The sequence below is a fragment of the Pseudoalteromonas sp. Of11M-6 genome (genome assembly GCF_022347905.1).
Lineage (GTDB): Bacteria > Pseudomonadota > Gammaproteobacteria > Enterobacterales > Alteromonadaceae > Pseudoalteromonas.
Genome location: NZ_JAKRFW010000013.1, coordinates 156,885 through 177,662 on the forward strand (window position 1 = coordinate 156,885; position 20,778 = coordinate 177,662).

Annotated in this window: 14 protein-coding genes; 7 read left to right on the plus strand and 7 right to left on the minus strand. The window is 41.8% G+C overall.

Going from position 1 to position 20,778, the window contains the following annotated elements; all coding sequences use genetic code 11:
- Window positions 1–1,176 carry an efflux RND transporter periplasmic adaptor subunit gene (locus tag MHN32_RS09240; protein ID WP_239421573.1) on the minus strand — a complete coding sequence of 392 codons (1,176 nt, stop codon included), beginning with the start codon at window positions 1,174–1,176 and terminating at the stop codon, window positions 1–3.
- Window positions 1,177–1,379: 203 nt separating this feature from the next.
- Between MHN32_RS09240 and MHN32_RS09245 the strand changes: the two genes are divergently transcribed.
- Both MHN32_RS09245 and MHN32_RS09250 read left to right on the plus strand, forming a co-directional pair.
- Window positions 1,380–2,303, plus strand: a complete 924-nt coding sequence (locus MHN32_RS09245; protein ID WP_237116286.1) for a sensor domain-containing diguanylate cyclase — start codon at window positions 1,380–1,382, stop codon at window positions 2,301–2,303.
- Window positions 2,304–2,409: 106 nt separating this feature from the next.
- Window positions 2,410–4,116, plus strand: a complete 1,707-nt coding sequence (locus MHN32_RS09250) for an alkaline phosphatase D family protein (protein ID WP_239421574.1) — start codon at window positions 2,410–2,412, stop codon at window positions 4,114–4,116.
- Between the two features lie 62 nt (window positions 4,117–4,178).
- Here MHN32_RS09250 and MHN32_RS09255 read toward each other — a convergent pair whose 3' ends face one another.
- From MHN32_RS09255 to MHN32_RS09270, 4 genes are all read right to left on the minus strand, one after another.
- Complete coding sequence (locus MHN32_RS09255) at window positions 4,179–5,123, minus strand: hypothetical protein (protein WP_239421575.1); 945 nt, start codon at window positions 5,121–5,123, stop codon at window positions 4,179–4,181.
- A 343-nt stretch (window positions 5,124–5,466) separates the two neighbouring features.
- Window positions 5,467–7,362, minus strand: a complete 1,896-nt coding sequence (locus MHN32_RS09260) for a S9 family peptidase (RefSeq protein ID WP_239421576.1) — start codon at window positions 7,360–7,362, stop codon at window positions 5,467–5,469.
- A gap of 221 nt (window positions 7,363–7,583) precedes the next feature.
- Window positions 7,584–8,693 carry an alkene reductase gene (locus MHN32_RS09265; protein ID WP_239421577.1) on the minus strand — a complete coding sequence of 370 codons (1,110 nt, stop codon included), beginning with the start codon at window positions 8,691–8,693 and terminating at the stop codon, window positions 7,584–7,586.
- Between the two features lie 102 nt (window positions 8,694–8,795).
- Window positions 8,796–9,683, minus strand: coding sequence for a LysR substrate-binding domain-containing protein (locus tag MHN32_RS09270; protein ID WP_102058059.1), 888 nt, complete (start codon window positions 9,681–9,683; stop codon window positions 8,796–8,798).
- Window positions 9,684–9,797: 114 nt separating this feature from the next.
- On the opposite strand from MHN32_RS09270, the gene MHN32_RS09275 reads away from it, so the two are divergent.
- Window positions 9,798–10,982, plus strand: a complete 1,185-nt coding sequence (locus MHN32_RS09275; protein WP_239421578.1) for an MFS transporter — start codon at window positions 9,798–9,800, stop codon at window positions 10,980–10,982.
- Between the two features lie 454 nt (window positions 10,983–11,436).
- On the opposite strand, the gene MHN32_RS09280 is transcribed toward MHN32_RS09275, so the two are convergent.
- Together MHN32_RS09280 and MHN32_RS09285 are read right to left on the minus strand one after the other, a co-directional pair.
- Window positions 11,437–13,785, minus strand: coding sequence for a hypothetical protein (locus MHN32_RS09280; protein ID WP_239421579.1), 2,349 nt, complete (start codon window positions 13,783–13,785; stop codon window positions 11,437–11,439).
- Between the two features lie 108 nt (window positions 13,786–13,893).
- Window positions 13,894–15,117, minus strand: a complete 1,224-nt coding sequence (locus MHN32_RS09285; protein ID WP_239421580.1) for an alpha-xenorhabdolysin family binary toxin subunit A — start codon at window positions 15,115–15,117, stop codon at window positions 13,894–13,896.
- A gap of 758 nt (window positions 15,118–15,875) precedes the next feature.
- Here MHN32_RS09285 and MHN32_RS09290 point away from each other — a divergent pair.
- The 4 genes from MHN32_RS09290 to MHN32_RS09305 all read left to right on the plus strand — a co-directional run bounded on the left by MHN32_RS09290 (window position 15,876) and on the right by MHN32_RS09305 (window position 20,751).
- Window positions 15,876–16,763, plus strand: a complete 888-nt coding sequence (locus tag MHN32_RS09290; RefSeq protein ID WP_010605430.1) for a LysR family transcriptional regulator — start codon at window positions 15,876–15,878, stop codon at window positions 16,761–16,763.
- Window positions 16,764–16,907: 144 nt separating this feature from the next.
- A complete protein-coding gene (locus MHN32_RS09295) occupies window positions 16,908–17,876 on the plus strand; it encodes a substrate-binding domain-containing protein (protein WP_343224383.1) in 969 nt (322 codons plus the stop codon).
- A 253-nt stretch (window positions 17,877–18,129) separates the two neighbouring features.
- Window positions 18,130–19,362, plus strand: a complete 1,233-nt coding sequence (locus MHN32_RS09300) for a DUF642 domain-containing protein (protein ID WP_239421581.1) — start codon at window positions 18,130–18,132, stop codon at window positions 19,360–19,362.
- A gap of 180 nt (window positions 19,363–19,542) precedes the next feature.
- Window positions 19,543–20,751 carry a site-specific integrase gene (locus MHN32_RS09305; protein WP_239421582.1) on the plus strand — a complete coding sequence of 403 codons (1,209 nt, stop codon included), beginning with the start codon at window positions 19,543–19,545 and terminating at the stop codon, window positions 20,749–20,751.
- Window positions 20,752–20,778: the final 27 nt, after the last annotated feature.

The window sequence follows — 20,778 nt, forward strand, 5'->3', positions numbered from 1 at the left end:
TTAGTTTAATCCTTGTGAAGAATCGCTTGGCGTCATCGCAACCACTTCTGTGGCAATGTTAGCTGGCAAGGTAAGCGTCACGGAGTTTGGGCTTATTGGCATACCTGGGCCCACACGCGCTGGGCCATTCACCGCGATACGCTCTCCAGCGGCTAAACCCGATTCAACTGCACGAAATTCGCCATAGCGATTACCGAGTGTGATTAGACGATATTCGAGTGTATTAGCGTCGTTGACGACAAGAACAAAACGATTTTTAAGATCTGTACCCACTGCGCGGTCTGGAATTAATACTCGATCGTTTTGCTCACCGGATGAAAGACTCACTCGCGCAAACGAGCCAGGTCGTAATTGTCCACTGTGATTATCAAAAGAAGCGCGTACTTTTAGGGTTCCGGAGTGGTCATCAATGGCGTTGTCGATAAAATCTAGCTCACCCATGACTGGCTGTGACTCACGGCCGAGTAGCTGTAATTTCACAGGAAGCGGCTCACCTTCCGTCACTGATGCAAACTGGCTATTCCAAGTGCGTTCATCGATATCAAAGTACGCATACATCTTATCGGTTGCGACTATCGTAGTAAGCAAAGTGTCGTTTGCTCTAATGGTGTTACCTTGAGTGACCTCAGCAAATGAAATTTTGCCGCTGATTGGTGCTGTGATCTTGCTAAACTCTAAGTTTAGTTGAGCTGCTTTAAATGAAGCGCGAAGCGCATCTAGTTCGGCTTCACGCTGTGCGGTAAGCGAAACACGGGCATCGACTTCTTCGGTTGAAATCGCTTTTTGCTTGCTTAATCGAAGCGCACGCGCTGACTCACTTTTTGCTTGCGAAAGGGCCGCTTCGGCACGTTTCACTTGTGCGGCAAGACTGGCAACCTCAGCCAAGAAAGTTCTATCGTCCAGCTCAAATAAAACATCGCCTTGGTGCACCGTATCTCCTTCTTTGAAGTTTACCGAGCCGATAACTCCTGTGACCCGAGCGCGAAGTGCGACTTCGTTTGGAGAAGAAAGGCGTGTTGTATAGGTGTGCCAATCAGCAATGCTAATTTGCGGTGTTGGTGCTACATCAATTGGTTGAAGAGGCGGAGTTTGACTGCTTGCCTGCTCAGCTTCGCCACATGCACTTAGCAATAGCAAAGCAGAAATAATCGTTGCGAGTTGCGTTGGTTTTAACATAGTTCCTCCTTTGTGTATGGAGGTAACTATACGTTTCATTTGTTGCATTAAACATAAGTGAAATGGAATATCATTGGTGCTAGATTAGAATCAATTGATGTAGATAACGAAATCAAAATGTCTTTTTTGTGTGATTTGCGCGAGATCTAAGATAAATCTTCCCGATTGATTTAAAATAACAAAAAGCCTAACGGAATTAAATTATGTCTAACGCTAACCATTTACAATCCCTACTGAGTGAAGTGCTCAATAAAAGTGACGATGCAGTTGCTATTGTTAGCAACAAGTCGGTTCTTGAATTTTGCAATAAAGCAATGGCGAAGCTAATTGGACAACCCTCGTCTCACATAACAGGACGCACACTGAGTAATATCTTCGACCCACAAACAGACGATACGTTTGATGATAGAATCGACGGGGATGAACTCACGGAATGGTTTTTAGGCTTAAGCAACGGCTGTGAATTAGACTATCCAGAAATTGAAATTGATACCTTAAGTGGTGAGTTCTTCAGATTACGATGTTTTTCGCTGCAGAATGATGCCTTCGTTATCTACGGAGATAACATTACCACAACAAAAGCGATGCATAGCGAACTCGATCACTTACGTAAAGAGCTCGATTTTATTACTAAAACTGACCCATTAACGGGCGTCGCCAGTCGTAGGCAGTTAAGCGATAAAGTTGACAGTCAAATTAGGTTATATGAACGTTACAGAACACCATTTAGTGTGATACTGACCGACCTCGATAATTTCCGTGCAATTAACGAGCAATTTGGCCATGAAGCGGGAGACCTAGTGCTGGTTCACGTGAGCTCGCGACTCTCTGACATGTTACGAGACACGGATTTAATAGCTCGGCTAGGTGGAGAGGAATTTGCTCTGGTACTCCCTAATACTGGCTTAGAGGGGGCAATCTTAGTCGCCGAGCGGGCACGCATTATGATAGAGCAGGCATCATTTCAAATTGCGGTCGGTGAAGAGGTCGATATTACCAGCTCATTTGGGGTTGCTGAATTTGGCGCAGGTGAGTCTGGCGTCGAGAGCATTATTCGTCGTGCAGATACGATGTTACTAGAAGCTAAAAGCAGTGGCAGAAATCGAGTTGTTCCAAACCCGCACTAATTAAGACCAATCGTTAAATTGTAATAATGCTTAACTAAGCTAGTTCCTTCAAGTAGTAGATAAGTGCGCCCTATATGGCGCATTTTGCAGTTAAGGAACAATAATAATGGCAAGTTTTACCCGTCGAGATTTTATTAAAAGTGCATTAATGGGCGTTGGCGCAGCGACAATTAGCGTCTCGTTAGTAGGTTGCGGCAGCAGTGATAGTAAAGCGGTTGCAAGCAATGATTTTGCTGTCGCATTTAACCATGGTGTCGCAAGTGGCGATCCTTTAGCTGATAGCGTTATATTATGGACGCGAGTCACTCCTGAAGGTACACCTAACAGTGTGGATGTCACTCTACAAGTATCAGAATCAGAAGATTTTGGTGTCTTACTACAAAGCCACCAGCTTGCCGCATTAGCAAAAAACGATTACACCGTTAAAGTAGATCTTAATGGCCTTGTTGCAAATAGCCGCTACTTTTATCGCTTCGTCACTAAGGAAACGCATTCACCCATAGGTAAATGCAAAACCTTGCCCGTCAACGATGTAACTCAGGTAAAACTTGCCGTCATGTCTTGTGCAAATTATCCGGCAGGTTACTTTCATGTTTATGCAGAGGCTGCAAAACGCAGCGATTTAGACGCGGTGTTACACTTAGGTGATTACATATACGAATATGGTATGGGTGGGTACGCCACTGAAAATGCCGACGCCATGGGGCGAGGGCTGGATGCAGATAATGCGAGCGAGATTATTACATTAAATGATTATCGTCGTCGCTATGCAAAATATCGTACGGACCTTGGTCTGCAAGCTCTCCACGCCAGTACGCCATTTATTGCGGTATGGGACGACCATGAAGTATGCAATGACTCATACATGGATGGCGCTGAGAACCATAACGAGGGAGAAGGGGAGTACGCTGCCCGCAAACTTGCTGCGCTGCAAGCCTACTATGAATGGATGCCTGTGCGTCCGATGGTTAAGGACCAACTCGAGAGCCTCTATCGTAAATTTGAATTTGGCGACTTGTTATCACTTTATATGCTAGATACCCGTCACGAGAGCCGCGTTAAAGCACTCGACTATCAAGATTATATTGACCCTACAACAGGACAAGTGGATTTTGCCGGATTTCAGGCGGATCTCACCGCGCCTTCGCAACAGCTTTTAGGCGTAAACCAATTGACTTGGCTCACCGATAATTTGAAAAATTCAACAGCGAAATGGCAAGTTTTAGGGCAACAAGTATTGATGACTAAAATGATGATCCCAGTCGAGCTGCTCATGTCTCTTGCCAACCCTTCCGCACAAATGCCGACGCAATTAACAGAGCTTGCTCAAATAAAGGGCAGGCTGCTTGCTGGTGACTCAACATTGTCTGCACAAGAAAAAGCGCGAGTCACGTATACCGCACCATATAATTTGGATGCATGGGACGGCTACCCGATTGAACGTGAAGTAATTTTACAAACAGCAAAAGCGGCCAATAAAAACTTAGTAGTCGTTGCTGGAGATACGCACAACGCCTGGTCAGGTAAGCTCTGCGATGCAAGCGGAGCCGTTTGTGGTCAAGAATATGCGACAGCTTCAGTCAGCTCTCCAGGGCTTGAGTATTACTTGCAATTAGGCGATGAGCAGGCGCTACAATTCGCTGAGGCATTGCAATTACTAGTCGATGACCTTGAATATGCCAATATTCATCAGCGTGGTTATTTAACGCTTAATTTCACAAAAGAGAAGGTGGAAAGTGAGTGGCATTTTGTCAATACAGTCAAGCAAGAGCAGTTTGAAAGCCACAATAAACAGCGCGAGCTTTTACTGTAGTTACGGCAAGCTATTCGCGCTACGCTTCATGTACAGCTGCGTAAAAAGTGTGTAAAGGGGCTTTACAGCCCCTTGCATTTAGCTATTTTATCTTGCGAAAGAAGCGGTGTTGCCTTAAACGGCTTCTTTTTACCTCCCTTAACTTTAACCTTTGCAATATCTAAATATTGAAAGTCGCCAGGGGCGTTAAGACGCCATAAATTTTTTGACTGTTCAGAAAAGCAAAACTCTCCCGTATCTCCATGTATCAACAGCAACGGATAACTGAGTTGCGCTGCATACTCTGCAAGTGTCTCTCGATATAACTGATAACCATCGCACTGAGCTTTCGAGTGTTTATCACAACGTCCTGAATGCTTCTCTTTTTGATATAGGTCGGCTTGTAGAAATATCACCGCGGCTTTATGGTTTGGCGTCAACAAGCTGTCCAACCACTTGATATTCTCTACATCACGACGATGAGACTCTTCGTGCACTACTTTTTTATCGGATAATAAGATTTGTCTGCGTCCGTTGTTGGTACCAGGCACATGCAAAGTTAAAAACTGCACATCATCCACTATCCAAGATTGATTTTCTGGTACTGTTTGCTGGCGTTTAAAGGCCGGTAGCTCAGGTGTTTGCACCGCAAAGTGTTTACGGATGAAATCCAATCTCTCTAATTCATCAAACCTAGGGTTCAGGGTTTCACGGTCACAGTCAGTCCAATCATTGTCTCCGGGCGTGAATACAAAAGGTTGACTACTTACATTTGAGATCAGGGCATAATTATCTTTAAGCAGCTGGTCTGTACAGGGCTCAGCACCGGATTTCATATCACCTACGTGCACCATAAAATCATGCTGTATATCATTTACCTTTTCGTGCAGAGCACCATTTGGCATCAACATGCCTCTGTCTATCTCCGTATAGGGCATATCACCAAAGACTAAAAATGACGTTGCCGAGGCCTGAGATACACTGAGCATAGGCATCAACGCCATGGCGAATAATTTAACGAGCTGCACAATAATTCTCCTTTATATTAGCCCCTATCATACATCAACTCTGTGACAGAAGAAGTCGCTCTCTCAATAAAAAGCGCCGCTAATTGCGGCGCTTTGCTACTTAACCTGAGCTGCGGATAATTAATGCCTTTCTAGCAGCCAGTTTTAGCGCTAACTTCGTTGAATTCACTTCCAATAGCCAGCTATTGGTGCGTAAATTCGCCTTGCCTACAGGATGTAGGTACCTTAGCGAGAGCAGGACGCAGAAGCGGTGTTTTCCTTAAAACTTGCTGGCTAGACAAGGAAAAAACTAAGTTGTGGCTTAGCAACAATAAGTTGGAACATTCCTTATCCAAACCTCAGGTTACTTAAGATGTTTTTCGAAAAAAGCTAAAAACTCAGTAAGCGTCTTCACTCTATGTGCTTGATAACTCAGATGGTGGTTGCCATCCTCGAGCTCTATGTATTTGAACTTCTTGTCATGATCTGCAAGTTCATCTGCCATGTCACGACTATGATTCACAGGCACGACTTTATCGTCATCACCATGAATAAGTAACACGGGGCGGCTAATCTGCTTAGCGTAGTTAACAGGAGATTGTGCTTTAAGTTTATCAATATCTTGTCCGAATTGGTCACGAACAAGCTCTTTGTTTGTGAAAAAGCGCGCACGACTGACTATCGATTCTAAGTCTGTAACACCGGCAAAACTTGCTGCACATTGAAACGTTTCAGGATGTTTTACCACAGCCATTAGTGCCGCATAGCCGCCGTAACTTGCACCACCTATACAAATTTTATTTTTGAGTGCATACTTTTCTGCAATCAACCAGTTTGCCGCATCTTGTAAGTCATCTTGCATCTTTCCTCCCCAACCTTGATTTGCTTCATTAAAGAAGTCAAAACCATAACCAAAAGAGCCTCTAAAGTTAGGTTGGAAAACCACAAAGCCTCTGCTTGCCAATAGTTCAGACCAGTAATCAAAGCCAGCGTAGTCGCGAGAGTATGGTCCACCGTGTGGAAAGATGATTGTTGGAGCAGCCGCATCGAATGCTTTAGGTAGGGTTAAGTAACCCTCAATTTCTAGGCCGTCACGCGCTTTAAACGATACCCTTTGTTTGCCCAAATAATTGTCACCGGTAATATCCGGATATAAACGTCCTAACCCTGCCAAAGAGCTGGTTTCTCTGTCACCAATCAGATATGTACCGGAGTCTTGGTCTGAATCGCCGTACGCTATGTATTTTTTATTATCCGCGCTCATACTTATAACAACGGTGTCGTAGTTTGGTAATGCCGCTTTAAGTGAGCGTTGAAGGCGTTTGCGGTCTTCGTCCCAGTAAATTCTCGAGTTATCAAGGTTGGAATGGCTGAAGCCTATGGCTCTGCCGTCGTGTGAATAAATGATACTGCCATCAAAATCATAGTCTGGATCGGAGAAAATAAGCTGAGGTAAAAGCGGGCGTTTAGTAATGTCTGCTTTAAACAGCGCATTTTTACCATTATGAAGTGCGGTGAGGTAAATAATATTTGGGTCTTTATCAAATCCAAGAATATGGATAGCTTCCGGGCCACGAGCCTGAAAGGTATAGAAATCGGTTAAATCCTTCGTCTCATTATCATAGAGCATATAATAGGCAGTGATCCCTTCAAACCCATAACCCATTCTTACATTGCCTTGTTGATCGGCTATCCAGCTAGATATTTTTCTTCTTGCTCGAACAACTTTCTCGCGTCTATCTTTAGCTATATCTAAGATATAAACGCTCGGCTTGTTTGCCATATCAAAGTCAGTTTGAACCAATATCTTGTTTGGTTGTTCTGGCAGTATGCTAATCACGTCATCTTGAAATTGTGCCGAAATTTCATAGCGATAAGCACGGTTGATTTGAACTAATTCATCCGTAGGATTTTTTAAATCAAATTTAAATAAACGAGATGAGGTGTATTTTACACCTCGCTGCACTTTGGTGTAATTCGCACCAAATAAGAGCATGTCATCACTGGCCCAATCGTACCAACCAAGTGCTATCGTTTTATTATCAGTTTGCAGGATATAATTTTTTTTATGCGTTTTTAGGTCATGAACAGTAAGAACAAGGTTTCCTTCATAATTTTGTAAATACGCAACGGCCTTACCACTGGGTGAGAGTGAAACTTTACTCATATTAGGTAGTTGTGCGTAACTCTCTACGGGTAACTGGGCGTTAGCAGAGATGGTGCAGAGCAGTGCAGTGGCAAATAGAATTATATTTTTCATTTTCTGAAGTATAGTGTATTAAGTTCCTTTAATTTGCCAACATTATTATCTATTTTTAGACCAAACTCCAATCTATATACATTTACATAAACTATCATTAGCGGTAATTCAGGAGAAACAAGCACAAAAGTTAGCTACATTGTGCTCACCTTAAAATGGTCATTATTGGGGCTGCGTACGCATTAAATAATTCATACGCAGATTGAAAGCTAACTTTTAGCCTATTTTACGTTAATTGGATTTGAGGCGTGAGTTTGGTAATCAGTATAACCTTGTTCACCTCCACCAAATAATGTCTCAGACTGATGTTCATTTAAGAGCAAGTCATTTGCCAGCCTGTAGGGCAAATCAGGGTTTGAGATAAAAGGACGACCAAACCCAATCATATCAGCCCAACCTTCATTAAGAGCTTGTTGGGCGCGCCCTTTCGTATACTTTCCGGCATAGATTAATACGCCATTAAATGCCTCTCTAATTGCGTATTTAAAATTCAGAGGCATATCTGGCGCGTCTTCCCAATCCGCTTCTGCGATGTGCACATAGCATACGTTGAGCGCAGTTAGCTGTTTAATTGCCGCGAGGTATGTCTGCTCAGGGTTTTCATCTACTGTACCATTTAAGGTAGTAAGCGGCGCAAGTCTAACACCCACTTTGTCACTGCCAATTTCTTCACTCACCGCCGTCACGACCTCACGCAAAAAGCGAATGCGGTTATCAACAGAGCCACCATAGCCATCAGTCCTTTGATTTGAGTGAGAGTCTAAAAATTGATTAATCAAATAACCATTCGCTGCATGCAGTTCAATTCCATCAAATCCTGCTTGCATCGCGTTACGTGCAGCGTGTCGATATTCGTTAATAACATTATTGATGTCTGCTTGGGTCATTGCTCTAGGTGTTTGAGCTTGAATAAAATCAGGGGAGTCATTTTCATCGATGAAAACTTTCACACCCTGAGCTTGAATTGCTGAAGCTGAAATCGGCTGAAGCCCAGCGGTATTACTTTGGTGCGATACTCGCCCAACATGCCAAAGCTGCGCAAACATAACACCGCCTGCATCATGCACTTGTTTTGTGACTTGTTTCCAGCCAGCAACTTGGGCGTCTGAATAGATCCCCGGTGTCCAAGCATACCCCTTACCGAGTTGCGATATTTGTGTCCCTTCACTAATAATTAAACCAGCCGTTGCACGTTGTGCGTAATAGGTTGCCATCAAACTGTTAGGGATATCCCCGGGTTGACTTGCCCGCGAGCGGGTCATAGGCGGCATCACTATGCGATTGCTCAATGTTTTACCAGCTAAGTTAATCGACTCAAATAAATCAGCCATTTGGCCTCCTCAACGTTTATTTTCACTATGAGAAGCTTAACGGTTTAAAATATTTTCATTAACCGCAATAAATACAAAACATATTTGTAAAAAATGAAAAAGCTATAGCGTGAGCCTAGGCGCAATGTAGTCTAGAAATGCCGAAATCCGAGAGGATACACCACTATTTTGATAATACACGGCTTGTACTGCTTCTCTGCGATTTGGCGAAATAATTTGCTCGGTAAAAACTTCAACAAGTCTTCCGGCTTTTATATCTTGCCTCACCATAAAGTTAGATAGCAGTGCAATGCCATGGCCAGCAATACATAATTGCCTCACGGTCTCGCCACTGGATGCGCTAATAGAAAACTTGAGCTGTTGCGGATTTTGTAAAGGCCAGACGTTGAGATGTGGGGCATCGGTAAAACCTATCAAGTTATGATGTGGAAGATCAATCAGTGGTTCATTACCTACAAATTTGCTTAAATAGTCAGGGCTTGCTACAAGATGAAGTTTACTGCGACCTAACAAACGCGCATGAAGATTGGAGTCAGCCAAGTCACCAATTCGTATTGCGATATCGGTTTTATGCTCCAGCAAATCGATGATGCTGTCATGACTTGTTATTTCCAAAGTAATATCGGGAAAGGCCTCATTAAAACCTTTTAATATAGGCGTAAGCTGGTGAAAAACGAAAGGACTTGCAGCATCCACTCTTAATTTACCAGCTGGCGAAAATCGTAACAGCTTTAACGCCTCTTCACCTTGCTCAATGGTATTGAGTGCCTGCCGCGCATAGCGTAAAAATAGCTCTCCTTCTTCGGTTAACTCTATCCGTCGAGTCGTTCGATTGAATAAGGTTACACGCAGGGACTTTTCCAGTCGAGTTACTGCTCTTGAGACCTTTGCAACTTGTTCGTCCATCAGATTTGCTGCAGCGGAAAAACTGCCAGTATCGACAACACAGATAAAAGCTTCTAGATCTTCGGTTTTTGAGCTAACGGTCATGTGTATTCCTTTTCATTTTCTACAAAAGTATTTTGTCATTTTCGCTATTTTTTGCAAATAAAAAAGCTTTCACACTACACCAACTTATTGCTTATCACGTTAAAAGGGTTATTTATGCCGCTTGCATTACTGGCGCTGACATTAAGCGCATTTGCCATTGGTACCACCGAATTTGTCATTGTTGGTTTAGTACCGACCATTGCTTCCGATTTATCAGTTTCGCTGCCAAGTGCAGGTTTACTGGTGAGTTTATATGCCATTGGCGTTGCTGTTGGTGCGCCCGTTTTAACCGCACTGACAGGGCGATGGAATAGGAAATCTGTATTACTTAGTTTGATGGCACTATTTGTCTTTGGCAATCTGCTTGCGTGGCAAGCGCCAAGTTATGAAAGCCTCATTTTAGCGAGGATCATGACAGGGCTCGCTCATGGTGTGTTCTTCTCGATTGGCTCTACGATTGCAACTAGCTTGGTCTCAAAAGACAAAGAGGCAAGTGCCATCGCCATTATGTTCACGGGACTGACCGTTGCGCTCGTAACAGGTGTCCCCTTGGGTACTTGGATTGGCCAACAGTTTGGCTGGCGAGCCACTTTTCTAGTAGTTTCTGCTTTAGGTGTTATCGCTCTCTTGGGAAGTGCATTATTAATTCCAAAGAACCTAAAGCAAAGCGCATCTGCCAATCTATCTGAGCAGGCAAAGGTATTATTGCAACCCAGATTACTGCTCGTCTATCTTATGACCATACTCGGCTACGGTGGAACCTTTACGGCATTCACCTATCTTGCGCCAATTTTACAACAGGAAGCTGGTTTTAACGCCGCTACAGTCAGTATTATTATGCTAGTTTATGGCGTATCTGTTGCAGTTGGCAATATCTATGGCGGAAAATTAGCAGATAAAAAAGGGCCGATAAGCGCTCTGACCATCATCTTCGCGTTACTCTCGGTCATTTTGGCTGTGTTGACATTTACCATGCAGTCGAAAATCGGCGTGGTGATCACAGTACTAGTGTGGGGAGCATTTGCTTTTGGGAATGTACCTGGTCTTCAGGTCTATGTTGTACAGCTAGCCGAAAAGTTTAGTCCAAAAACGGTGGATGTCGCATCGGGGTTGAATATCGCTGCCTTCAACGTTGGAATTGCGCTCGGTTCTGTCTTAGGTGGCCAAATTGTTGAAAATATGTCGCTGCAGGACACCGCTTGGGTAGGGGCACTTATCAGCGCTGCAGCCTTATTAGCAACCCGTTTTAGTGGCTATCTAGATAACAGATCTTTATTGAAGGCTCAAGTTGTAGAGTAGGTGGCGGCTCATCCGGAGGAATTTTGCTAAAAGATCGCCACGTGAAGTGGCTCCTACGAAAAAAGCAATCTGGTTTAGCAAATATTCAAGCCACACTAAAATAGGAGCAGGTTAATCCTGCGAGCTTTAAAGCAATCTGGTTTAGCAAATATTCAAGCCACACTAAAATAGGAGCAGGTTAATCCTGCGAGCTTTTGTTAAAAGATCGCCACGTGAAGTGGCTCTTACGAAAGGCAATCTTGTTTAGCAAATATTCAAGCCTCACCAGAGTAGGAGCAGGTTAATCCTGCGAGCTTTTGTTAAAAGATCGCCACGTGAAGTGGCTCCTACGAAAGGCAATCTTGTTTAGCAAATATTCAAGCCACACTAAAATAGGAGCAGGTTAATCCTGCGAGCTTTTATTAAAGATCGCCACCTGAAGTGGCTCCTACTAAGCTAAAGTGCAAGTGCTACACTATTGTTTGGGGATCGCATTTCCTTTAAACGACACTTTGATATTCGTCACTTTACTTAAGTCATAAAGCTGTGGATTTTTCAGCTTAATTGACCAAGTGGTAAACGGAGTTGGTTTAAAGTAATTAATCGCATAATCGTTTGCGATTGCACCACTGGTGATTGGATCTATGCGCGTCGTTTCACTATCTAACAGCTCGTAACTTACCAATCGGTATAACGACTCTGCACTAAATTGATAGGATTGCCCTTTAAACCTATCTTGATATGAACCACTAGATCTTACTTCGATATCATAGCGCTGGTTCTCATTTAACCCCGAACCTTCTAGTACAACATTGACCTCGTCTAATCTAACTCGATCAAACTGGGAAAAATCAATATCTTCCAACGACAGCGTAAAACTCATTTCACCATCTTGCGCAAAATCCAGCAATTGCTGCGGCGCATCTAACTCTTCTATGGTGAGCATAAAATCTTGAGGTCGAGGGTTAAAACGCAATAATGACGCGGCCTCTTGTTCACGTAGTAAAGCTAAGTCGTGACGGTATTCTTGATAACTTTGATTAAGGCTTGGTGTCACCATGGTGTCATCAAGAGACCAGTAGCTAAATGCCGCCTGATAGTTTGTTAGTGCAACAAATATCGGCCGTTTTAGATTATTCAAAGTCCGGAATAGCTGTTCCTCCATGTCCTGAATTTCATCTAGACTGTTTTGATTATTTTGTAAAAATGCATCTATACGATTGATCTGTTTAAGTTTTGCATCAGCGGTGATGCGCAAATCTATCTGTCTAGATTGCTCCTGGGCAATATCAATCTCTACAGCAACTATTGCCTTACCATGATTAATCAACTTTTCGATAGCAACAAGGTAGTCACTTGCACCATCAATGTCTTCATCTATGGCCTTTTTCATTTGTGCCTTAGCAGTTATTAAAAATTCGTCCCAAATTCGATTTGCCTCTTCTTTGGTCGGAATGAGTGAATTAAGGCGATTGAACTCTTGTGCAAGCTCACTACTAGAAAACGGATCAGCGGTTTTTTGTGATAACACGTTTAACTGGCCGCTAACCGTTTGTACTTTATCCATTAATGACGCGATATCATCAATTTTGGTTTTTAACTCATTGATCTCTTGGATTGTGGCGGGCAAGCTCGCAACTAAGTCTTTCAAGCCACTGGTATCTCCCCCCGCAGCACCGGCAAATGCAGTGCCCGCACTAATTACGGTTTCAAGTACTTTAAGCCCAATTTCAGTGATTTTATCTAGTTTGTAGTCCAAAATTCCTTGTTGAAACTCGACCCCTGAATAGAAGACATTATTTTCTTGTCCGCTGAATGATGCTTTTTGTTGATCAAGTGTTTTTGCCAAGCTCGTCAGTTGCTCTACAGAGCGAGAGATAATTCGTTGCTCAGCAGATGCAACGTCGAATAGGTTATCCTGCATCAAAGTGAGATCTTGGCGCTTGTTTTCTAAACTTCGGCCTTGTTTCTGAAAATTATCGTAGCTATCCTGATATGCCTCCATCGCGTCAATATATGCTTTAATCGTTAACTCATAAAAGTCGCGGGATAGGCTAGGCACATAGTTTTTGTTAAGTGTTGCGTACGACAAAAACTGTTTAAAGTTAGCAAGCTGCAAGTAAAAATTCTTTGCTTGAACGGAAGATTCTCTAACATCATGAGCTGCGTTTAAAATAGCTTCAGGCCAGCTCAACATCTCAATACTTAACGCTGGATTTTGATCATAGATAGAAGTCGCCATATCGAATGACTTTTCAAATGCATCTAAAAAGTACTCTTTATGCACAGAGATGAGCGACGTTAACGCTGGCGAAATAGGCGTTGCGAACTTATTGCCTTGTATAACTTGATATAGCGTACCAAATGAGTCTGGAGCAATACTAAAGCGTTCAATTTCACCATCGCTTGGCGAATGAGCTGTGATTATATTGATATTAGCCTCAACTTTATCAGCCATAAATACCAATGTTGATGCTTGAGCATTTTGGGTATCTAAATTGATACTCACCGTACCATTACCCATTATTTTACGTGCGACGATAAAAATTCGTTTGTTTGGCGCATCGAAAATCATGTTTCGGTCGATTTCCACCGTGTCAGCAGCAATGACGATAGTATTATGATCTCTTGCACTAGTAAGCACGTCATTCAAATTGACATGTAAGGCTGAGACCAAATAATTTTGTGTGTCTATCTGTTGTTGATTTGAAGTCGTAACGCTCGGTAGGTTTTGACTTAGCTCAAGATTATATAGCTCATTCCAAGTCGCAGCTTGGCTCGAAAAAGCGCAGCCAATCAACAGGCTGAGTAAAGTTGGTTTCATAGTAACTCCTTGTTGCAACATAAAACACCAACCTATTGAGCGCTCTATGAGAGTAGATCGCTCAATAGCTGTTGATTTATGATGCTAAAAATTTAAACTTATTGATGTTTACTGCTGTGATGTAGGCAGGTAGGCGTTTTGTAGAAACGTCCTTGCTTTGTCTGCAATGTCTTTCCATGAGTTGCTGGCATTGCTAGCAAGAGGTGAAGAAACGATCCCTGCAACAATCACATTGGCATTACGTAATGCATTTTCACTGTCTAATTGAGTCAATACATCTCGAAGAGACTGCATATCTCCATACAAAGACTGCCAGTGCACTTGAACTTTGCGTACATTACTCAGCGCAGTTTCAATTTTTTCGTTCATGCCTTCCACTTGACCTTTGGCAATTTGATAAGAGGCCGCTAGACTCATCGCGTGAGCGAGTTCCTTATTCGCCGTCTCAATTTGAGATTCTACTTTATTAATCTCGCTCTTTACTTCCTCTAACTGAGCACCTTGGATACTACCGCCAATGATTAGCCCAAGTATGCCGCCAAGACTACTTAAGCCAATACCGGTTTTTAAATCACTCTTTTCATCATTCAGATCGTTAAGTCGTCGTTGTAATGTGCTAATTCGGTCACGTATATTAGCTGGCTGGTCTTTGTTTAAAATGTCCTCAAAAGTGCCTTCTAGTGTATTTAATTGTCCAGAGTGTGTAGTTAAATCTCCTTGAAAGGAAACAAGTTGATCTACCACTGTTTGGGTTTTTGTTAGATTACCATCAACAAAATTCATGAAGGTGTTTAGAAATGAAATCGCTACTTGTCTGCTTTGCTCAGCAGCTTGCAAATCTCCGCTTAGCGACGCGTTATGTAGCTTTGTTAGTTCATCGATAAATGGTTGAATTAGTAATACATGGGTATCGGAGTAATTCGCTAATTTTGTCGCAAGGTCAATGATGCTAGGATAAAGCTTATGATTCCAATTCTGACCCGACGCATTGATTGATTCAAAGGTTGTCATTAGTGCAATGTAGTCGTTATTTAGAGGCGTATCTGCTGGATATCGCGTCGCACTTCTAAAGGCAGCTTCGTTATTAGGTAAGCTAACAGCTGACTCAGCAAAAACTTGAATTGTGTGCCATTGCTCCTGAGTAAGTAGGAAGTCATTCGAGCCAACATCTATAAACAACGGTGAACCTTCAATATCACCTTGAAGTGTATCGTACATAATTGGTGAGATTTCTGGGACGTCGGTATTCGCAGTTGCAAGCTGACTAAGCCCAAATAATTGGAGTGACGTTACGATAGCGATTGCGCTTTTCTTTAACTTAATTGATTTCATCTTTCATATTCCTTAATCAATCGGTGTTCTAACTGTTAAGTTGCACTAGACCTATTCTGGTTTAAAAGGTGCAACTGAAGATAAAAGTGCATGTAGTTAAAATGTTAACCAAATGTACTTTTAATATTATTGATATAGGGACAATGAGAATGGAAGAACTTCTACACTTTCTAACAAATTGAGGAAATTAGTTGCATTTTCAATAACACCAAACATCACGGCATACAATCTACAAAACAACAAATTAAGTAAATGAAAGTTAACAAAAACGAGCTATAACCTGGCCATCCATAGCTATAGATGTAGGGGGTTTTGTTACAAACAGATAGTTAACAGCTTATTTTTATAGCCACTTTCGCTCAAAATTCAACCTTAATTAAACTGTTTCATAAAATCGAACTCAATGTTTCTGCCGCTATAAATGAGACGCGTGTTCTTTGTTGAAGAAATAAATTCAATCTATTGACAGCTATCTGATCTTGGCCAGAAAAATCAAAGTAACTACCCGTTAGTACAGCCACTTTAAGTTATATAAATGACTTAAACATTCAAACAAGGTTAAACCTAAAACGATTAAGGAAATTATCAATAACCACTTTTAGCTAGGCAGGGGAAATAACACTGAATTTGGTATAGACCAAAACACATATTTCATTTATAACTGTTAAAAACAAATATTTAATTTATGTAATATTTATGTAATTTTATTTGAGTGCGGCGGTCTTTATCTTATAAAGTAATGTGAAAAGAGAAGTTAAATGAACAAACTAAGAAGAATGATGATATTTAAGGGGGTGGTAGAGTCAGGATCACTGACCAAAGCCGCGGAGAAGTTATCTTTGTCTAAGTCAGTGATCAGCCAACATCTCAAGAAACTAGAAGAAGAGATAGGAACACCACTACTATATAGAAACACACGAAGCCAATCATTGACCAACGTTGGTAAAGACTTCTATGCGTACTGCCTTGAAATCAGCCATTTATCAGAGTTAGCTTGGGAGAAAGCAAGATCTAAGCAATCAGTACTGGCAGGGCAGTTAACAGTGACAACATCCTATGCTTTGATGCAAACCATCGTTGCACCTGCACTATGTAAGCTGATTAAAACGCACCCTAAAATCCGCCTGAATTTAATTAATGAAGATCGCCATCTCAATCTAGTGGAGCGGGGGATAGATCTTGCTGTTAGAGTAGGTAAAAGCACAGATGTGGAGCAATCACAACAATATATTGGTTCATTTAGAGACGTGCTATATAAAGCAAAGGACAGTGAATTTAACGACACAACCGCTCCTTACATTGCAAACTCTTGGGAAAGCAAAGTCACAAATTATGAATTTATACATACAACACAAAATATCGTTAAACCGCTTTCATTCAAAGCACATCACAAAACCAATTCCGTTAGCGATACAATAGGGCTCATTGAAAGCGGTTTGGGTATTGGATTAGTGCCAGAAATCATCGCATTTAATAATCATAACTTGGAGCGAGTAGATCCCGAATTCGAGCTGGAAAAAGTGGAGGTATTTTGCATTCATAAAGGTAGTACTGATGTACCCGCGACGATACGAATTGCGCAAAGTGCTATTAAAAGCTATATGGATGCTCATCAATTTGTATTGAAAAATGCTGCGATGCACTAGTGAGCGCCAGATGGAATGCAGTCCTCATTTGCGTTACTAAAAATCTACGTTATGCTTGCAGTAGTTTAAGAAAATTATTTCACTCTAAACATGAAGTTAAAGGAAAATCTATTCTCCCGTTGTACCTTGGTATTTGGGCTAATATTGTTTGCGATACTGAGCCAAAGTACTCAAGCGGAAATAACCATCGCGGTTGTAGGCAAAACTAAAAATGACACCTTTTATGAACAATCGTATAAAGGGTGTGTAGACTTTGCGAAACAACATCCAAATGTAGAGTGTATCTACGATGGTGCAGACGACTATCAAGATTTTAGAACACAAAGCCTAATCATTAATGAACTATTGAGTAAAAAGGTAGACGGGTTATTAATATCAACTACCGATTCAAACTACCTCGTGTCACGTTCACTCAAAAAGGCAAAGCAATTGAAGATACCAGTGATCACTTTTGACTCTGACCTTTTAACAGAGCATAAAGATTACCGTCTCGCCTATGTAGGAACCGATAACTTTGCATTTGGTGTTGCACTTGGAGAAGCCGCTAAACCTTATAAAAAGGCCGCGCTTCAATCGTTTTGTATTCAAACAGGTCATCACTCAACACCTAATTTGGATAAAAGAATCAATGGCGTTAGATATGCACTCTCTACACATACAATAGACAATCTTACAAAAACAGAGAATGATCTCAAGCAAGGCTGGCAAGAGTACGAACGATGCCCACTTTACACAATGGGTAAACGCGAAGATGCGATAAGCCAACTATTGACCTTGCTAAGTTATGAAAATCCCCCGATTTTTATTGCTGTCGCTGGCTTCGCTCAATTTCACTCTAATTATATTGAACGCGTATTACCATACAAAGAGAAGATCAAAAATAACAATGCTGTGATCATTTCCGCAGATACAGAAGAAATGCAACTTAAAGCTTTGGAAAAGGGACTTTCAACAATCAATATTGGCCAAAACCCCTTCGAAATGGGCCAAAAAGGAGCGGAATTACTTTACAATACGATAGCTCTTGGCCAGTCACCTTCCAAGGACAACTACTACTTAGACTTTCATTACTGCAACCAAACAAACGCTCTTAGATGTACCGTTAACCATTAGCTTTAATGACCTTGCTATACGAAACCCTAGTCTCGATCAAAATGACGGATAGGTTTCGACATCTATTTTCCACGCCAAGAAAACAATACTAAAGTACCAATTAAAAAGTCTATTTAAAGACGTAAAACACCATAAAATCTGGTTTTTCGGTTATTCATTGACCGCTGACTCAAAAAATACGACAATGGTAGTATATTAAGTGATGTTATTGTAAACAAAAAATTTACATTAACTCTATTTTATTGGAGTGGCTATGAAACTTAACTTTACAACCTTAGCGTTAATATCAGTTGTTGGTACAGCAAGTGCTGCCGACAATTTAGTCGTTAACGGCTCGTTTGAAACATCAGGCAATATTTCTGGTGATTGGGCGTTATTTGACAACCTCCAAGGTTGGAATAGAGAGGGTGCCAGATTCGAAATTCAAAAGCAAAGCCTTGGTATTATCGTGCCTCAAAACGGCAATCAATACCTAGAGCTTGACTCAACTGCAAATTATACAATCTACCAGAATATCCCAACAACGGCTGGAAAAAAGTATAAAGTGAGTTTTTATTACTCGCCTCGAGTGGTAAACAATAACTCAACTAATCGTGCACGTGCATGGTTTGGTGACAACACACTAGTGACGATGAATGCAACGACCCGAGGCTGGACAAAGTACGAGTATACGGTTGAAGCGACTGGTAGTTCGACACAATTACGCTTTCAGGGGTTAGGCACTTCTGACTCATATGGTGCGTTACTAGACAACGTAGTCGTAACAGAAGAGGAAGACGTTACACCTCCAGAGCCTCCAGTAACTTGTAAAGTAGGCGTGTATGGCATCAATAACTTTGGTGAAGACAGCAATAGCTATGTTTATAAATTCGACATGGTTAATGGTACCTATGCATACATTGATGGCGTCGCTAATACAGCTTCAAACATTGCTGCGCACAATGGTGCACTTTACTTTATGGAACAAAACGACAGTGCATCTAAAGCTTCATCACTTTGGAAGGTTTCACTAGATAGTGCAGAGCAGACTTTAGCTGCTAATGCAGTTTCATGGCCATTATACCGTTCAGCAGTAACGCCAGACGGTACTAAATTACTTGCAAGCAGCAAAACTTATCTTTATGAGTTTGACATGCAAACAGGCGCAAAAACAGTGCTTGGAAAACTAAGCTATGCAGGTGACGACTTCTCACACGGTGATATCGCTTATTCAGCAGATACTAACGTGATTTACGTACTAACAGGTAAAGCACTTTACACACTAGATAAAGGCGACATGTCTTTAGATCTCGTTGGCGAGCATGGTGTAAATTGGGCATCGGGTTTAGCAGTAAGCTCAGACGGCACGTTATACGTATCTGGCCGTAATTCAGGTGAAGACGCGAAGATCTACACACTAGATCCAAACACTGCAGAAGCAACCTTTGTAATGGATGGCCCTGAGCACATCAACGACTTAACGTACGTAGCCAACTACTGCGAATAAATTAAGAAACAAGTAGACTGTAGACAAGGCGAGGGGAAACCCTCGCTTTTTTCGTTTTGGCGCTTTGACGCGACCTATCTATTTAACATAACGTAAATTATAGGCTTATCTACACAGTATTGCATAATATGTGCAGATGTCACTATAATATGTCCAATACTAACCAATATCGGACTTATCATGATTTTACCATTGGTCGACACCTTAAAGCAGCTTAGGTATCAAATCGCCCATCTTGAAGATGATACGCTTGGGCATGAATATCCAGAGCTGGAAAAATTCTTGGCTCGTCAAGGTAAATCAATACCGGTACATAGCGAGCTACAGTTCCTATTTCAGTTTTTGTATGTTTACGGTCGTAAGTCTGAAGCAACTTTTAACCGCTTTCGTAATGAGCTTGAGCGCTTTTATTTATGGTCGTGGCTGGTTGCTGAGAAGTCAGTGTTTGAGCTAAAACGCGAAGACATCGAGGCATATGTGGATTTTGTGGTAGAGCCAGATAACGCATGGACACAAACTTCTGTGCAGTGGCGTTATAAACAAAACCAAGGTATCCGTCAGGTTAACGAAAATTGGCGGCCATTTGTTCTCAAAGAAAACGGCGCTAGCCAGCAAACGTTGGCAGCAATGTTTACCGCGCTCAATGTGTTTTACAAGTTTGCCATTTTAGAAGAAAAATCATTTGCTAACTTTGTTCCAGTGGTTAAGAAAAATAGCCCGTATTTAGTTGTTCAATCGCAAATCAACCTTCCTGATACGCTGAGTGATTTGCAATGGGAATATGTTTTTGGTGTAACACATGATTTAAGTGAACAGCAGCCGGACCTAGAACGAAATCTTTTCGTATTAGCTTGCTTAAAAGGCTTGTATTTACGCATTTCAGAGCTATCTGACCGCCCTCATTGGTCACCAGTAATGAGTCACTTTTGGCAAGATCAAGATGACTTTTGGTACCTAAGAATTATGGGTAAAGGCAATAAGCTAAGGGATGTAACGCTTAGCGAAGACTTTATCAGTTATTTAAAGCGTTACCGGCAGTACCGGGGGTTAAGCGCCCTACCTCGCGTTGATGAGCCCTACCCAATTGTTCATAAACTAAGGGGCCAAGGCGGTATGAACGTTCGTCAATTACGCCGTATTGTTCAGCAAAGTTTTGACTTAGCAGTGGCTAAACTAAAGGAAGATGGCTTTACAGAAGAGTCAGAGCAACTCGAAGCCGCAACTTCACACTGGCTAAGACATACAGGAGCAACGCATGATGCGCAACACCGCCCGCTAAAACATCTATCTGAAGATTTAGGTCACGCTAAAATCGCAACAACAGATCAAATTTATATTCAAACAAATATTAAAGAACGCGCCAAATCGGGTTTGAAACGGAAGATTTAGGCTCAGAACGTTCGGTCTGGATTTTAA

What these genes read in the sequence shown, in the direction of transcription:
- MHN32_RS09300 (WP_239421581.1), top strand. Translation starts at nt 18,130, where the DNA reads ATGAAACTTAACTTTACAACCTTAGCGTTAATATCAGTTGTTGGTACA.
- MHN32_RS09290 (WP_010605430.1), top strand. Translation starts at nt 15,876, where the DNA reads ATGAACAAACTAAGAAGAATGATGATATTTAAGGGGGTGGTAGAGTCA.
- MHN32_RS09270 (WP_102058059.1), bottom strand. Translation starts at nt 9,683, where the DNA reads ATGACCGTTAGCTCAAAAACCGAAGATCTAGAAGCTTTTATCTGTGTT.
- MHN32_RS09260 (WP_239421576.1), bottom strand. Translation starts at nt 7,362, where the DNA reads ATGAAAAATATAATTCTATTTGCCACTGCACTGCTCTGCACCATCTCT.
- MHN32_RS09250 (WP_239421574.1), top strand. Translation starts at nt 2,410, where the DNA reads ATGGCAAGTTTTACCCGTCGAGATTTTATTAAAAGTGCATTAATGGGC.
- MHN32_RS09275 (WP_239421578.1), top strand. Translation starts at nt 9,798, where the DNA reads ATGCCGCTTGCATTACTGGCGCTGACATTAAGCGCATTTGCCATTGGT.
- MHN32_RS09280 (WP_239421579.1), bottom strand. Translation starts at nt 13,785, where the DNA reads ATGAAACCAACTTTACTCAGCCTGTTGATTGGCTGCGCTTTTTCGAGC.
- MHN32_RS09285 (WP_239421580.1), bottom strand. Translation starts at nt 15,117, where the DNA reads ATGAAATCAATTAAGTTAAAGAAAAGCGCAATCGCTATCGTAACGTCA.
- MHN32_RS09305 (WP_239421582.1), top strand. Translation starts at nt 19,543, where the DNA reads ATGATTTTACCATTGGTCGACACCTTAAAGCAGCTTAGGTATCAAATC.
- MHN32_RS09245 (WP_237116286.1), top strand. Translation starts at nt 1,380, where the DNA reads ATGTCTAACGCTAACCATTTACAATCCCTACTGAGTGAAGTGCTCAAT.
- MHN32_RS09265 (WP_239421577.1), bottom strand. Translation starts at nt 8,693, where the DNA reads ATGGCTGATTTATTTGAGTCGATTAACTTAGCTGGTAAAACATTGAGC.
- MHN32_RS09240 (WP_239421573.1), bottom strand. Translation starts at nt 1,176, where the DNA reads ATGTTAAAACCAACGCAACTCGCAACGATTATTTCTGCTTTGCTATTG.